General features: G+C 32.8%; 13 protein-coding genes. 3 read left to right on the forward strand and 10 right to left on the reverse strand.

Features of this window, described 5'->3' with window-relative positions; all coding sequences use genetic code 11:
* Positions 1 to 74 precede the first annotated feature (74 nt).
* The gene (locus tag ACTU6T_RS14875) at positions 75 to 2,996 is read right to left on the reverse strand and encodes an FAD-binding and (Fe-S)-binding domain-containing protein (RefSeq protein WP_460218987.1); all 2,922 of its coding nucleotides are present in this window, start codon (positions 2,994 to 2,996) and stop codon (positions 75 to 77) included.
* A 151-nt stretch (positions 2,997 to 3,147) separates the two neighbouring features.
* Here ACTU6T_RS14875 and ACTU6T_RS14880 point away from each other — a divergent pair, with 151 nt between their 5' ends.
* The gene (locus ACTU6T_RS14880; protein ID WP_460218988.1) at positions 3,148 to 3,630 is read left to right on the forward strand and encodes a hypothetical protein; all 483 of its coding nucleotides are present in this window, start codon (positions 3,148 to 3,150) and stop codon (positions 3,628 to 3,630) included.
* Between the two features lie 56 nt (positions 3,631 to 3,686).
* On the opposite strand, the gene ACTU6T_RS14885 is transcribed toward ACTU6T_RS14880, so the two are convergent.
* The 3 genes from ACTU6T_RS14885 to ACTU6T_RS14895 all read right to left on the reverse strand — a co-directional run bounded on the left by ACTU6T_RS14885 (position 3,687) and on the right by ACTU6T_RS14895 (position 5,969).
* On the reverse strand, positions 3,687 to 4,202 hold the full coding sequence (locus ACTU6T_RS14885; RefSeq protein WP_460218989.1) for a DinB family protein: 516 nt from the start codon (positions 4,200 to 4,202) through the stop codon (positions 3,687 to 3,689).
* 81 nt (positions 4,203 to 4,283) lie between these two features.
* Entirely contained in the window at positions 4,284 to 4,763 is a 480-nt protein-coding gene (locus tag ACTU6T_RS14890) for an Lrp/AsnC family transcriptional regulator (protein WP_299335144.1), read from the reverse strand.
* 75 nt (positions 4,764 to 4,838) lie between these two features.
* Positions 4,839 to 5,969: a M14 family metallopeptidase gene (locus ACTU6T_RS14895; RefSeq protein ID WP_460218990.1), complete on the reverse strand. Its 1,131-nt coding sequence runs from the start codon at positions 5,967 to 5,969 to the stop codon at positions 4,839 to 4,841.
* Positions 5,970 to 6,273: 304 nt separating this feature from the next.
* Here ACTU6T_RS14895 and ACTU6T_RS14900 point away from each other — a divergent pair, with 304 nt between their 5' ends.
* A complete protein-coding gene (locus tag ACTU6T_RS14900) occupies positions 6,274 to 6,651 on the forward strand; it encodes a helix-turn-helix domain-containing protein (protein WP_460218991.1) in 378 nt (125 codons plus the stop codon).
* A 125-nt stretch (positions 6,652 to 6,776) separates the two neighbouring features.
* A complete protein-coding gene (locus ACTU6T_RS14905) occupies positions 6,777 to 7,163 on the forward strand; it encodes a hypothetical protein (RefSeq protein WP_460218992.1) in 387 nt (128 codons plus the stop codon).
* Between the two features lie 175 nt (positions 7,164 to 7,338).
* Here ACTU6T_RS14905 and ACTU6T_RS14910 read toward each other — a convergent pair whose 3' ends face one another.
* The 6 genes from ACTU6T_RS14910 to ychF form a co-directional block, all read right to left on the reverse strand.
* Positions 7,339 to 9,999 (reverse strand): DNA gyrase/topoisomerase IV subunit A, encoded by a 2,661-nt coding sequence (locus tag ACTU6T_RS14910; protein ID WP_460218993.1) that lies wholly within the window; start codon positions 9,997 to 9,999, stop codon positions 7,339 to 7,341.
* The gene (locus ACTU6T_RS14915; RefSeq protein WP_460218994.1) at positions 9,992 to 10,483 is read right to left on the reverse strand and encodes a hypothetical protein; all 492 of its coding nucleotides are present in this window, start codon (positions 10,481 to 10,483) and stop codon (positions 9,992 to 9,994) included. Before ACTU6T_RS14915 ends, ACTU6T_RS14910 begins: the two co-directional genes overlap by 8 nt.
* A 2-nt stretch (positions 10,484 to 10,485) precedes the next feature.
* On the reverse strand, positions 10,486 to 11,361 hold the full coding sequence (locus ACTU6T_RS14920; RefSeq protein ID WP_460218995.1) for a hypothetical protein: 876 nt from the start codon (positions 11,359 to 11,361) through the stop codon (positions 10,486 to 10,488).
* Positions 11,361 to 13,223, reverse strand: a complete 1,863-nt coding sequence (locus ACTU6T_RS14925) for a DNA topoisomerase IV subunit B (RefSeq protein WP_460218996.1) — start codon at positions 13,221 to 13,223, stop codon at positions 11,361 to 11,363. Before ACTU6T_RS14925 ends, ACTU6T_RS14920 begins: the two co-directional genes overlap by 1 nt.
* 117 nt (positions 13,224 to 13,340) lie before the next feature.
* Complete coding sequence (locus ACTU6T_RS14930; protein WP_460218997.1) at positions 13,341 to 13,805, reverse strand: SRPBCC family protein; 465 nt, start codon at positions 13,803 to 13,805, stop codon at positions 13,341 to 13,343.
* A complete protein-coding gene (gene ychF / locus ACTU6T_RS14935; RefSeq protein ID WP_460218998.1) occupies positions 13,805 to 14,899 on the reverse strand; it encodes a redox-regulated ATPase YchF in 1,095 nt (364 codons plus the stop codon). Before ychF ends, ACTU6T_RS14930 begins: the two co-directional genes overlap by 1 nt.
* Positions 14,900 to 14,939 lie beyond the last annotated feature (40 nt).

The following is a 14,939-nucleotide window of genomic DNA, read 5'->3' on the forward strand; positions in this document are numbered from 1 at the left end:
TTGTAAAAATAAACAAACAAAAACAGAATTTCATAAAGGATTCAATTTCTGTATAAAAAACATCATACTCATACCTAAATCAAAGCCTGCTTTAAAATTGTAATTGGATGTATGGCAGCACGTTGAGTTCCATCTTTAATTTGGTGTCTACAACTTGTTCCATTAGCAGCAATTAAAGTATTTTCATCTGCATTTCTGACAGCAGGAAAAAGCGTTTGTTCTCCTATTCTCATACTTACTTCATAATGCTCTTTTTCATAACCAAAACTTCCAGCCATACCACAACAACCGCTAGGAATTATTGTAACTACATAGTTTTTTGGCAAATTCAATATATCAAAACTAGAAGATTGATTTGCCAATGCTTTTTGATGACAATGTCCATGAAATTTAATAACTCTTTCTTCTGAAGTAAATTGTTTTGAAGTAATATTTCCTAGCTCTATTTCTTTTTGAATAAATTCTTCAATTAAATAAGTGTGCTTTGCTATATTCTTTGCAGCACTTTTATCATCGGCTAATCTAATATACTCATCCTTAAATGTCAAAATTGCTGAAGGCTCAATACCTATTAAAGGGGTATTCTCTGAAATTAGAGGTTTAAATACCGATACATTTTTATTGGCAAAATCTTTAGCCTGCTCTAATAATCCCTTTGACAAAAATGAGCGTCCAGATTCGAAATGATCAACAAAGCTTATTTTGTAATTTAAGGCCTCTAAAAGCGCAATAGCGTCCACACCAATTGATGTATCCAAATGATTAGTAAATTCATCATTAAAAAATACCACCTCCTTAATATAATCAGATATAACTTCCTTTTTTTTAGATGTTTTAACTATCTTATTTAAACTAATATTTGAAATTAAAGGCAACGATCTTTCACTAGCAATACTGAATAAATTCTTAACGATTGAACTTATTATCTTATTAGAAAACATGAAGTTTACTAATAATGGAAAACGGCTTCCAATAGCATTCCATTTATTATTATATGCAAACAATTTTGTTCGCCAACTTATACCATTTGCTTTCTGATATTGATATTGGAATTCAGCTTTTAAACTCGCAACATCTACACTGCTAGGACACTCACTCGCACAAGCTTTACAACTCAAGCACAAATCAAACACCTTTTTTAATGCTTCACTATCAAATTTATTAGGTTTTTCAGAATTAGTTAATACCTCACGTAAAGCATTAGCCCTAGCTCTTGTGGTATCTTTCTCGTTTTTTGTCGCGCGATAACTCGGGCACATCGTACCACCAAACTCTGATAGTTTTCTACAATCACCTGAGCCGTTGCATTTTTCAGCTTCTCTCAATATACCTTGCGCAGCAGAAAAATCTAAAACTGTTTCTATAACAGGTTCTTCTCTCTCAGGCAAATAGCGTAATGATTCATCCATTGGAAAAGCATCTACAATTTTTCCTGGATTGAAAATATTATCAGGATCAAATGCCGATTTGATAACTTTTAAAATTTGAAAATTTTCCTGCCCAATCATAACAGGTATAAACTCGGCACGTACAATTCCATCACCATGCTCCCCACTCATTGATCCTTGATATCGCTTTACTAGATCCGCTACATCTGTTGTGATTTTTCTAAACAACACCACATCTGCCTTCTTTTTTAAATTCAATATTGGTCGCAAATGTAACTCACCGGCTCCAGCATGCGCATAATAGACCGGTTTCTGATTATAATTTTTCATGAGTTCTGAAAACTCTTTGATATAATCTGACAAATCTTCTAGCGCCACAGCAGTATCCTCAATGCAAGCTACTGCTTTAGGATCACCTATCATATTACCTAACAAACCTAAACCAGCTTTTCTCAATTGATTTGCTCTCTCAATACCAGTGTCTTTTAATACAGGGTTAGCATAACTCAATCCAGACGCTTTTAAATCATCAATTAATAATTTTACAGCCTCCATTAAACCTGTAGAACTTTCAGATTTTAGCTCACACATTAAAATAGCTTCTGGATCACCTTCGATAAACTGACGGTTAACTTGCTGTGTTTTATTATGCTTAGTCAAATCCAGTATAGACTTATCTAGCATTTCACACGCATACAAGTCATGCTGCATGGTCACAGCTACTGCATCAAGACAACGCTCTATACTTTTAAAGTGTGCCACAACCATAATGCTTTCTGAAGGCGGTAATCTATCTAACTGTAGCGTAATTTCAGTCGTAAAAGCCAATGTACCTTCACTTCCAGCTAAAAGCTTACACATGTTAAATGAGGCAGTTGATTCATTAAATATTTCATTTTTCAGCAACTCATCAATAGCATATCCGGTATTTCTTCTATGAATTTTTGACTTTGGAAATTGTTGCAAAATACGCTTTCTTACAGCCTTTGGTTCTAATTCAGAAAACACCGTATTATAAATAACACCTTCAAGTGTTTTAAGTTTTAATTTATTTCGGAATTCTTCGGAAGCCATACCTGAAAACTCAACTTCACTTCCATCACTCAAAACAGTTTTTAACGACAATACTTTATCTCTAGTTACACCATACTTAATCGATGTTGTTCCTGATGAATTATTACCCACCATACCACCTACCATACAGCGATTTGAGGTAGATGTGTTAGGCCCAAAAAACAAACCAAATGGTTTTAGAAAATTATTTAATTCATCTCGAACCACTCCGGGTTGAACCGTAACTGTTTGTTGCTTTTCGTCAATACCTATAATCGTATTAAAATACTTAGACACATCAACCACAATACCTTTTCCTACACATTGACCCGCCAAGGAGGTTCCGGCAGCTCTAGGAATAAGTGAAGTTTTATGCTCTTTAGCAAACTGAATAAGGCTAATTATATCTGTTTTTGATTTAGGCAAAGCAACCGCCAAAGGAAGCATTCTATACACCGATGCGTCAGTAGCGTAAAGCACCTTCATCAATTCATCAAAATGCAATTCGCCTTCTAAACGCGAGGCCAAATTATTCAATTTCGAATTACTAATCATATAAGCATAAGTCTGTTTATAAAACTATAAAGAAATTTAATAAAATATCTTTTTTGGCGTTATTTTTGTAAAGTTAACCCGAAACTGTGACGTATGACATTTTTCAGGGTCATATTAGCAGATAATTTTAATGACAAAAACCTTAAATTTTATGAAAAAATTATTTTTAGTAGCTTTAGCTTTCGTAGGCTTTGCAACAGTAAACGCACAAGATATCTCAGATAATGCCATTGGTCTTCGTTTAGGCGATAGCGATGGATTTGGAGCTGAAATCTCTTACCAAAGAGCACTTGGTGACAATAACCGTTTAGAATTAGATCTTGGATTAAGAGATGGTAAAGGTTACGATGGATTCAAGATTGCCGGACTTTACCAATGGGTTTGGGTACTTGATGGTGACTTCAACTGGTACGCTGGAGTTGGTGGAGGACTAGGCTCTTATAGCTTTGATAACGTCCCAGCAGGTTTTGATGATAGTGAAACATTCTTTTTTGCTGCAGGTGATATTGGAATAGAATACAATTTCGACATTCCATTACAATTATCAATTGACGCAAGACCAGAATTAGGCTTTGGAGATTTTAGAGATGATTTAGATTTTGATATTGCTTTAGGAATCAGATACAGATTTTAAAACCCTAAAAAAATACAATAAAAAGCCACTTTTACTAAAAGTGGCTTTTTTTTTATTTACAAATAACGCTCTTTAATTACCTCGCAATGATGATTTTCATGTCCAATAATAATAAATGCCACCGCTCTTGACGACAGACTATTATTGCTAGCAGTCCCAATTTGAGTCATCATATCTTCAGTAAAACTCTCAAATAAAAGAATGCTACTTAATCTTACCGCTTTGTATTCATTCATTAGACTAATCATTGATCGCCTATTTGCATCACAATGAGCTGCATAATGATCTTGATCATAGCCAGGAAATAAGGTCCTATCTTTTCGAGCAATACACAAAGCCCGATACATAAACACACGTTCAGTATCTATTAGATGTTGAATAATTTCTTTAATTGTCCATTTACCTTCTTCATACTTATATTCTAATTTATCCTCTGCAATAGACTCTAAAAAAGCAATAGTTGCATCTCCGTTGATTTTTAACCCCTCATGAAGCGCTAACGAGCCAGCTTTCTCTACATAAGTTTGATAATAAGGATGGTATTCGTTTTTTAATAAATCGTCTTTAGTCATAATAAATCACAGTTAGGAGATAAAAATAAAAAACCCTTTATCAAAATACGATAAAGGGTTTATAAAAAATGTTAAGACGGGTTATAGTTCGTTAAATATTGTGTGCATTAAACGTTTTTTATCGTTAATACTTTCTTCTAAACTAATCATTGTTTCTGTTCTATAAATACCTTCAATATCATCTAACATAAAAATAATATCCTTAGCATGAGATGTGTTTTTTGCTCTAACCTTACAAAAGATATTAAATTTACCGGTAGTAATATGAGCAACCGTCACATATGGTATTTGAGCAATTCTTTCTAAAACAAACTTGGTTTGAGATGTGTTATTCAAAAACACACCTACATAAGCTATAAAAGAATATCCTAATTTTATATAATCTAAAGTCAATGAAGATCCTCTAATAATTCCTGCTTCTTCCATCTTCTTAACTCTTACATGAACAGTTCCTGCCGAAATCACTAATTTTTTAGCAATATCTGTGAAAGGAATTCTCGTATTATCGATTAACATATCCAAAATTTGGTGATCTATTTCATCTAATTTAAATTTCGCCATTTTACTACTTTTTAATAAATTATATACAAAAATAATGCAATTTCGTTAAAGATATTGCATTGAAAACCACTTTTTTTAAAGATTTATCGAGAATTTTTCATTATTTATCATTACGAAATCGATTTCGTTTCCTTCAGAAATCGGCTTTATATTTTCAGCAAACACCTCATAACCATTAGCATTGTGCTCTATATGTCCATGAAAATTGAGTGAATTTGAAATTTTTTCAATTTTTGGCACAAATTTTAACCTGTCACCTACTAATTTCTCTTGATATTGTATTGCAATATCTCCTTGTTTTGCATTTCGAATGATGACATCATAAAACAATTTCTCATTCTTTGGCATACCCAAATAAGAAGAATAGTTTGCACCATCAATATTATTTTTTGATATATAACTCAAAGATAACAGTAACGACTGATAGATAAACTTACGCGTCTGCTCTCTTTCATAATCATTTGGAAAATGACCAGCCTCAAACAATATTGTTGGAACATTTTGTGATTGAAAAGTATCCCCAACACAGTTCAAATTAAAACCATCATCATAAATACCTACATGATCTGGGATTTGCAATTGTAAATTATCATTCATTTTAGAAATAACCTCCATTGCAATTTTCCTTGTGACAGTAATTGTTCTTTCAGCATCTTGAGCAGGAGCTAAAAAAGAAACAACAGCTGAATTACTAGAATTACCAGCACTAAAAATAGTACGTTGACCATGCAGATTGTAACAAAAATCTGGCTTAAATTCATTAAAAACACTCCGTAGCGCTCTACTTTCTGGCTGTGACAAGTCTTGAGCATCTCTATTTAAATCTATTCCATTTGCATTAACTCTGGTATAAGCTTTTGCTCCATCTGGATTTAACATTGGAATGATTTGTATTGTACAATTTTCAAGAATATGACTTGTTTCTAAGCATTCTAAAGAAAACGTATTTAATAAATCAAACACAGCCTTAGTAGTTGTGCTTTCATTTCCATGCATTTGAGACCACATTAAAATCTTTTTCTTACCATGCCCCAAAGTGATTGACTGAATAGGGATTTTATTTACGGATTCACCTATAATACTAACGGTAAATTTTTCACTCAAATTACCAAGAAGACGAACAATAGATTCGCGATAAATATAGCGTCCAAATAAAGCTGTTTCTTTATGAGTTTTATACAATGATTTCAATACACCTAATTGCATCTATAAATATTAATTAAGACAAAGGTAAGTATTTGATAATTTACAACTGTAAACACGATATTTTCAATAAACAGTAATGATTTATGACTTTTGTATACAAAAAACAAAACACAGATTTAAATGAATTGAAAAAATCGCAATCAATTTGATTTTAAATCAATAATTATTTAAAATTCAGAATATTACATGTATTTTTATATACTGAAACTTTAAGCTTAAATATAAATTAAATATGTTATTAAGGGTGAACCCAATAATATGTTTACATTTGTAACGTTACAATATTAAACTTTTTAGGTTTACAATGATAAACAATGAAGAATTTATAAAACGTCTACAAAAAGTGATAGATTTCTATGGTGAATCTGCATCATCTTTTGCTGAAAAAATTGGAGTGCAACGCTCTAGCATTTCACATATATTATCAGGTCGAAATAAACCAAGTTTAGATTTTGTTCTAAAGGTACTTTCCTCCTTTCCTGAAGTTGAATTATATTGGTTGATGAATGGCAAAGGAAACTTTCCATCTCAAAAAAGTAATACTTCGAATGTTCTTATTTCTGAGGCGCAGAATTTGAGTACGTCCAACATTGATCAGGTTTCAAATTCTGAAGATAAATCTATTGAGCGTATTGTAATTTTTTATAAAGATGGTACATTTAAAAATTTCGAACATTTGTAACCTTCTCTACTTTTTTTTCAAATACTGAATTGTCGAGACAGCTACTTTTTAAATTACGCACACTAAACAATAAAGATTTGACACAATTAAGTGTTGGTTTTGTAATTTTGTACAAAACTTTTCCTATGCGTAATGCTTTAATATGTTTCTTATTTCTAATTCTTTCGAGTTGTTATGAAACTAAACGAAACTGTACAGACTTTAAAACTGGCACATTTGAATTTACTTATATTATTGATGGTGTAGAAAAAACAGGACAGTTTGTACGAACTGAAAAATATAATATTGACTATTTTGACAACAAAATTGATTCTGCCTCTATTCGTTGGATAAATGATTGTGAATTCATCCAAAAAGAACTCCATCCAAAAAGCATGGATGAACAAAAGGCGATTCACTTTAAAATCTTAACAACAACTGAAGACTCTTATACTTTTGAATACAAATTAGCTGTCAAAGCTCCATACAAGAAGCAACGTGTAGAAAAAGGGGTAGCAAGAAAGATAAACTAAGGGTTTCTTTCTTATGGCACTTTTGTTGGTCTTTTACAAACTTAAAAACCAACAATCATATCGACTTAAAAGAAAACTATCAAAAATTTATACTTCATTAAAAAATGATTAGGATGTTGTAACTAGAACGCTAAATACAATAAATGATTATTTATTAGAGCTGCGTTAAAAAATATTAAAACAAACTAGCCTGTCCTGTTTCGTCTATATCCATATCATCTTCTGGAGAACTCGATGACTTAATATCTTCAGATTTCTCTTCGGAAGTAGACTCTGAAGGCTCCACGGTTTCATCAACAACCTCAATCTCTTCGGCCGGAACTTCTTCTGGTGCTTCATATGGCAAAGGATCTAAAAGATTTACCTGATTAATTTTTTCTTTAGTCAGTTGATTTCCTAATGCCGAAATTCCCTTTACAGAAATAAACTCTTCAAGATTAACCGCTTCGTTCGCTTTACGATCTTTACCACGCTCCTTTTTAAATTCAATTTCTGCCATAGGTTTCCAATCTGTAGACACTATTTCTAGCTGGGAATTTGGATGATCAGAAATAAACGATTCTTCTTTACCTTCATTTTCAATAAGGAAACGTTTCACATAATACATTTCTTTCTCACCATTATAATAGACTACAGAAATTGGTTTTTTTGGAATCCATTTTTCAAGAACAATCATATCACTGTCAAAATGTGTAGTAAGCTCAGGCAAAATAGTTTTCGCCATTCCTGATTGCGTAATAATTAATAAGCGATCTTCACCTCTAAATTCTCCAATAAGTTCTCCACGATCATCGACATTTAAACGCTGTACAGTTTCATCAAACCAAATTTTTCGTGGCTTAAGAGTCGATACACCCTTCTCCTTAAGTTCAATTTTTTTAATCGGATATTTAGTAACCAAATTCCCTTTAGACGCTCTCCCTTTTATAAGGATATCTGCAAAATCTAAATCCCATTTCAGTTTTTTAATACTACCAACTTGTCGCAAGTGCACAGAAATAATCTCAGCTTCTCCATTTGGGTTTGCAGAGAAATACCATAGCTTAGAACTTTTATTTCCGTTGGTTAAGTCGTACTCCTTATCTCTTGTAATTGATGTAACTGCAAATCGTTTAACATATGAAGGCCCTTTAGAACCATCACGATAAATCATATTATATATAGTTCGCTTATCTTTTTTCTTAAAGACAGCAACATGAATAATATCTTTACCGATAAAGGTTTTACTATCTACTTTGGTTACCATCATTTTTCCACTATTGGTAAATACGATAATATCATCAATATCACTACAATCGCATACATATTCATCACGACGTAAAGATGTTCCAATAAAACCTTCAGCCCTATTGACATATAGCTTTGTGTTACGTATAATTACTTTTGTAGCATCAACATCTTCAAAGGTTCTAATTTCAGTTTTACGTTCACGTCCTTCTCCATATTCTTTTTTGAGACGTTGGAAATAGGAAATAGCATAATCGATTAGATTTGCAAGATGATGTTTTACCTCTGCAATTTGATCTTCTAAAGCATCTATTTTTTGTTGCGCTTTATCGATATCAAATTTTGAAATACGCTTGATTCTAATTTCCGTCAATCTTGTAATATCATCAACAGTAATTTCACGTTTCAAGTGCTTAGTATGAGGTTTTAGTCCTTTATCAATTGCATTGATAACACCTTCCCATGTTTCTTCCTCTTCAATATCTCGATAAATACGATTTTCAATAAAAATTCGTTCTAAAGAGGCAAAATGCCATTGCTCTTCAAACTCACCAAGTTTAATTTCTAATTCACTTTTTAAAAGCTGTACAGTATTATCTGTTGAGCGTCTTAACATTTCAGTGACACCAACAAAAAATGGCTTATTATCTTCAATTACGCAACCTAAAGGAGAAATAGAAGTTTCACAATTTGTGAATGCATACAAGGCATCTATGGTTTTGTCTGGAGAAATTCCGCTAGGCAAGTGCACTAAAATTTCAACATCTGCAGCGGTATTATCTTCAATTTTTTTAATCTTAATTTTTCCTTTATCGTTTGCCTTAAGTATGGAGTCTATTAATGACGATGTATTCGTGCCAAAAGGAATTTCAGTAATTACCAAAGTATTCTTATCTAGCTGAGAAATTTTAGCACGCACACGTACTTTCCCGCCACGCATTCCATCGTTATAATTGGATACATCTGCTATACCAGCAGTAGGGAAATCTGGAACCAATGTAAAACGCTTTCCTTGAAGATGTTTTACAGAAGCGTCAATGAGCTCAATAAAATTATGAGGTAGTATTTTTGTTGATAATCCAACAGCGATTCCTTCTCCTCCTTGTGCTAATAATAGCGGAAACATCACAGGTAAATTCACTGGTTCTTTACGACGACCATCATAACTAGCTTGCCATTGAGTGATTTTTGGATTATAAACGACATCTAAACCAAACTTAGAAATACGCGCTTCGATATATCTTGAGGCAGCTGCTCTATCTCCAGTAAGAATATTTCCCCAGTTACCTTGTGTATCAATAAGCAAATCCTTTTGTCCAATTTGAACCATAGCATCGGCTATACTCGCATCACCATGAGGATGGTACTGCATAGTATGACCTACAATATTGGCAACTTTATTATAACGCCCATCATCTAAGTCTTTCATAGCATGCATGATACGTCGTTGTACAGGTTTGAAGCCATCTTCAATAGCTGGTACAGCACGCTCTAGAATCACATATGATGCATAATCAAGAAACCAATCTTTATACATCCCAGTAACTCTTGTGATACTTTCTTGAGGTTCATCTTGGTTACCAAAAATTTCTGTATTATCCTCACTCATATTTCTTTGCCTGTTTTTTATTTGCCTTTACCATTTTACTCAAGGATTGTCTTATATATCGTCTTTTCTTTCTGTTAACTAAAGTTACATTAAACACCTCTTTTCTTTTTTTACCTCGTTTATTTTTTAGATAAAATGTAAGCGTTTTATAAAAAAAGTAGTTTTTAAACTTATAGGCATATAAATCATTTTTATCAAACTCAAGGATTGTTTCTCTATAATTAAACTTATCAGAAAACAACAAACCCTTATTTGTAACTACAACTTTTAATCCGTCACTATCGTATTCAAAATATTTAGAGATAAAATGCACTACAAAAAATAACACTGCAAACCCTAAAGCTATACTAATAAATACCAAAAACGGATTTGCAACTCCGGAGGTAAACGTTTTAAAGACCATTAAAAAAGCAATAGCCATTACTATCAATATAAAATACACTGATATAATAGTATTTTTAACTCTTGAATTATTAGTTCTCATAATTATCGTCCTAAATCGTTTAACGCTTTAGATTTAGCTTTATCAAATTCATAAAATTTATCATACCACACATCAATCACAAAAACGCCCATAAATTTATCGTTATGCTTAGTATATACTCTAATTTCTGACGGCTTAGTCAATTTATCAAACATCACTTTGTAACGATAAACATTTCTTGAAATAGAGTCTGAATAAAATTCAACAAATTTAAAATCTGAAAGCGCTCCATTCTTTTGCTTTATAGAATCACATTCAATTAACAATTCATTATTCCAATCATTTCTTAAAGAACGATGAACAGCATTATCATTATTCACCACAAACATTTGAGATGACTCACAAGTTTGATAACTCTTTAACGCAAAGGATGTATTCAGTTTCAAAGCTTTTTTATCTAACTTAGACGTATCAATTTTGTGCATTGGTGGATCTTCTCTTCTACTATAAAAAGTGTCTGCCCAATACCCTTTGGTTCTTAAAATTGCCAATTTATCTTTTTCATCAAGAATAACTCTTGTTTCCATAAACCATTCGGCCAATTGTCGTTTGACTTTAAACCTCAATATTGTAAGCTCATTATTGCGAACTCCCTCTATTAATTCAGCAGTTTCAACCTCTCCATATCGATCAACATACCAATGGCAACGTTCTTTGAGCCGTTTTTTATTATAAAATTTCCTAAAACGTGACGTCGCAATTTTAGAAGTAAGTTTCATAGAGGTAATTTCCTCACAATTAATAATGGTTTTATCTACAAATTCCTTAGCTAAAGCTTTTTGTGCTTCCGAAATAGAAGTCAACGGTATTTTAGCATACTGAGCAAAACCAGATTGCAAAAAGAACACAATAAATAAAGTACCAAAGACAACTTTCATTACGTACGCTCCTCCTCAATAATATCCAACTCTACTTTCAAATTCTCAATAATGAACTCTTGTCGTGTAGGTGTGTTTTTACCCATATAAAAGGATAATAATTCCTCTATTGACATATCTTTATCTAGCATCACAGGATCTAAACGCATGTCTTCACCAATAAAATGAACAAACTCATCAGGAGAAATTTCACCCAACCCTTTAAATCGGGTGATTTCTGGTTTAGGCTTTAATTTTTGTATAGCGTTACGACGCTCTTCTTCAGAATAACAGTAAATTGTTTCTTTTTTATTTCGAACCCTAAACAATGGTGTTTGCAAAATATATAAATGTCCTTCTTTTATAACCTCAGGAAAGAACTGTAAAAAGAAAGTAATAAGCAATAATCGAATATGCATACCATCAACATCAGCATCGGTGGCTATTACAATATTGTTGTAACGTAAATCTTCTAAAGATTCTTCAATATTAAGTGCAGCTTGAAGCAAGTTAAATTCTTCATTTTCATATACAATTTTCTTACTTAACCCATAGCAGTTTAATGGCTTTCCTTTTAAACTAAAAACTGCTTGAGTATTCACATCTCTAGACTTTGTTATACTACCAGACGCAGAATCTCCCTCAGTAATAAACAAAGTAGTTTCTAGGTTTCGTTCATTCTTAGTATCACCAAAATGCACACGACAATCTCTTAATTTTTTATTGTGAAGATTTGCCTTTTTAGCTCTATCCTTTGCTAGTTTTCTTATTCCAGAAAGCTCTTTACGCTCCCGTTCAGCCTGAAGAATTTTACGCTGAATTTTCTCAGCTGTATCTACGTTTTTATGAAGATAATTATCGAGATAACGCTTCATAAAATCATTAATATACGTCCTTACTGTCGGTAAGTCTCCACCCATATCTGTGGATCCCAATTTCGTTTTTGTTTGACTTTCAAAAACAGGCTCCATGACTTTTATGGAAATTGCAGCGGCAACCGATTTTCTAATATCTGATGCTTCATAATTTTTTCCATAAAATTCACGAAGCGTTTTCACTAGAGCTTCACGAAAGGCTGCTAAATGTGTACCTCCCTGCGTCGTGTTTTGTCCGTTAACAAAACTATGATACTCTTCACTGTATTGTGTTTTACTGTGTGTAATTGCAACCTCTATATCATCACCTTTTAAATGAATAATATCATATAAACGATCTGTTTCGGTAATATTATCTGACAATAAATCTTTAAGTCCGTTTTCACTAAAATACTTTTCACCATTAAAAACAATCGTTAATCCTGGATTTAAATACACATAATTTTTGAGCATTTTTGACACATACTCATTTCGGTATTTGTAATTTTTAAAAATAGAATCATCAGGAATGAAAGACACTTTAGTTCCTTTTCGTCTAGATGTATCATTTAGTAGCTCTTCATTGGTCAAGTTTCCTTGTTCAAATTCCGCAGAAGCCGATTTACCATCTCTAGTTGACTCTACTCTAAAATAATTAGACAGTGCGTTTACCGCTTTAGTACCAACACCATTGAGTCCTACAGATTTTTTAAACGCACGCGAATCATATTTTCCACCAGTGTTCATTTTTGATACAACATCAACAACTTTACCAAGAGGAATACCACGACCATAGTCGCGCACAATAACTTTATTGCCTTGTATTGAAATTTCAATAGTTTTACCCGCTCCCATGACATATTCGTCAATTGAGTTATCTAAAACCTCTTTTAACAGAATATAAATACCATCATCTGGTGATGAGCCATCTCCCAATTTACCTATATACATTCCTGGTCGCATACGAATGTGTTCTTTCCAATCGAGCGAGCGTATATTATCTTCGGTATATTTGGTTTCTTGCGACATAAAAAAGTGAAAAAATTAGATAGAACGCTAATATAATATAACGCTCTAAAAAATGAAATAGGGATGACACAAAGTAATTAACAATACCTAGGCAATATTGTTGAGAACATTAGACTTTTATAACTTATGTGATAAATCTTCAGCTCTTTCTTTTAAAAATGCATTTCTAGTCAATAACAAATTTGTCATATAACGCTTTAGAAATAAAATATTAGCAAGCTTTCCAAAAAGACCAAAAGGGGATTGAAAGAAGAACTTATCAATCATAAGAGTATGTGTACTTTTCTCCAGAAAAATATGCTCGTGCCTAAATGATTTGAACGCGCCATACACCATTTCATCTACAAAATAATAAGGCGCTTTAAACTCTGTTATTTTTGAAGTTAATTGTTGTGTAATTCCAAAATGTTTAGCCTCCCAAGTCACCCACTCTCCTAATTCAATTAATCCAGAAGTTTTTCCTGCAATAGCTTTTTCGTTAGAATGTTCCAAGGAATCTTTATGAACATCTATATTTCGAGATACATCAAAACAGGTTTGAATATCGGCTTGTATGTCTGTTTTAATCTCGATTAGCGGCATTACACATTAAATAAGAAATGCATCACATCACCATCCTTTACAATATAATTTTTTCCTTCTACGCGCATCTTACCAGCCTCCTTAACTTTGGATTCGCTGCCATAAGCCACATAATCGTCGTAAGCGATTACTTCAGCTCTAATAAAACCTTTTTCAAAATCGGTGTGGATTACTCCTGCAGCTTGAGGCGCAGTAGCACCAATATCTACAGTCCAAGCACGAACCTCTTTAACTCCAGCCGTAAAATAGGTTTGTTGATTTAATAACTTATAAGCCGAGCGGATTAATTTTGAAGACCCTGGTTCGTCCAACCCAATATCTTGTAGAAACATCTGACGCTCTTCATAATCATCTAATTCATTAATATCGGCCTCTGTACCAACAGCCAAAACTAATACTTCGGCATTTTCATTTTTCACAGCTTCTCTAACCTGCTCTACATATGCATTCCCAGACACTGCACTACCTTCATCAACATTACATACATACATCACAGGTTTAGCGGTAATTAATTGTGCTGGTCTCACAAACTCCTCTTGTTCGTCTTCGCTAAATTCTATAGCTCTTACTGATGTTCCTGCTTCAAGGCCTTCTTTTAACTTTAATAAAATAGCTTCTTCTTTTTGCGCTTCTTTGTTTCCAGTTTTTGCAGCACGCTTAACCTTGTCTAGTTTTTTTTCTACAGTTTCTAAATCTTTTAACTGCAATTCCATGTCGATTGTTTCTTTATCTCGAATTGGATCAACACTTCCGTCGACATGTACAATATTATCATTATCAAAACAGCGTAATACATGAAGTATAGCATCAGTCTCTCTGATATTTCCTAAAAATTGATTCCCTAAACCCTCTCCTTTACTTGCTCCTTTAACCAATCCTGCAATATCAACAATTTCTACAGTTGCAGGCATAACACGTTCAGGATTTACTAAAGACTCTAACTTCTGAAGTCTTGGGTCTGGCACATTAACAACACCTATATTAGGCTCAATAGTACAAAACGGAAAGTTTGCACTTTGCGCTTTAGCATTAGACAAACAGTTAAATAAAGTTGATTTTCCAACATTAGGTAATCCTACAATTCCAGCTTTCATAAGTTTTATTTTGCGACTGCAAATGTAGTTAAATATCTTC

This window comes from Psychroserpens citreus, from assembly GCF_055686305.1.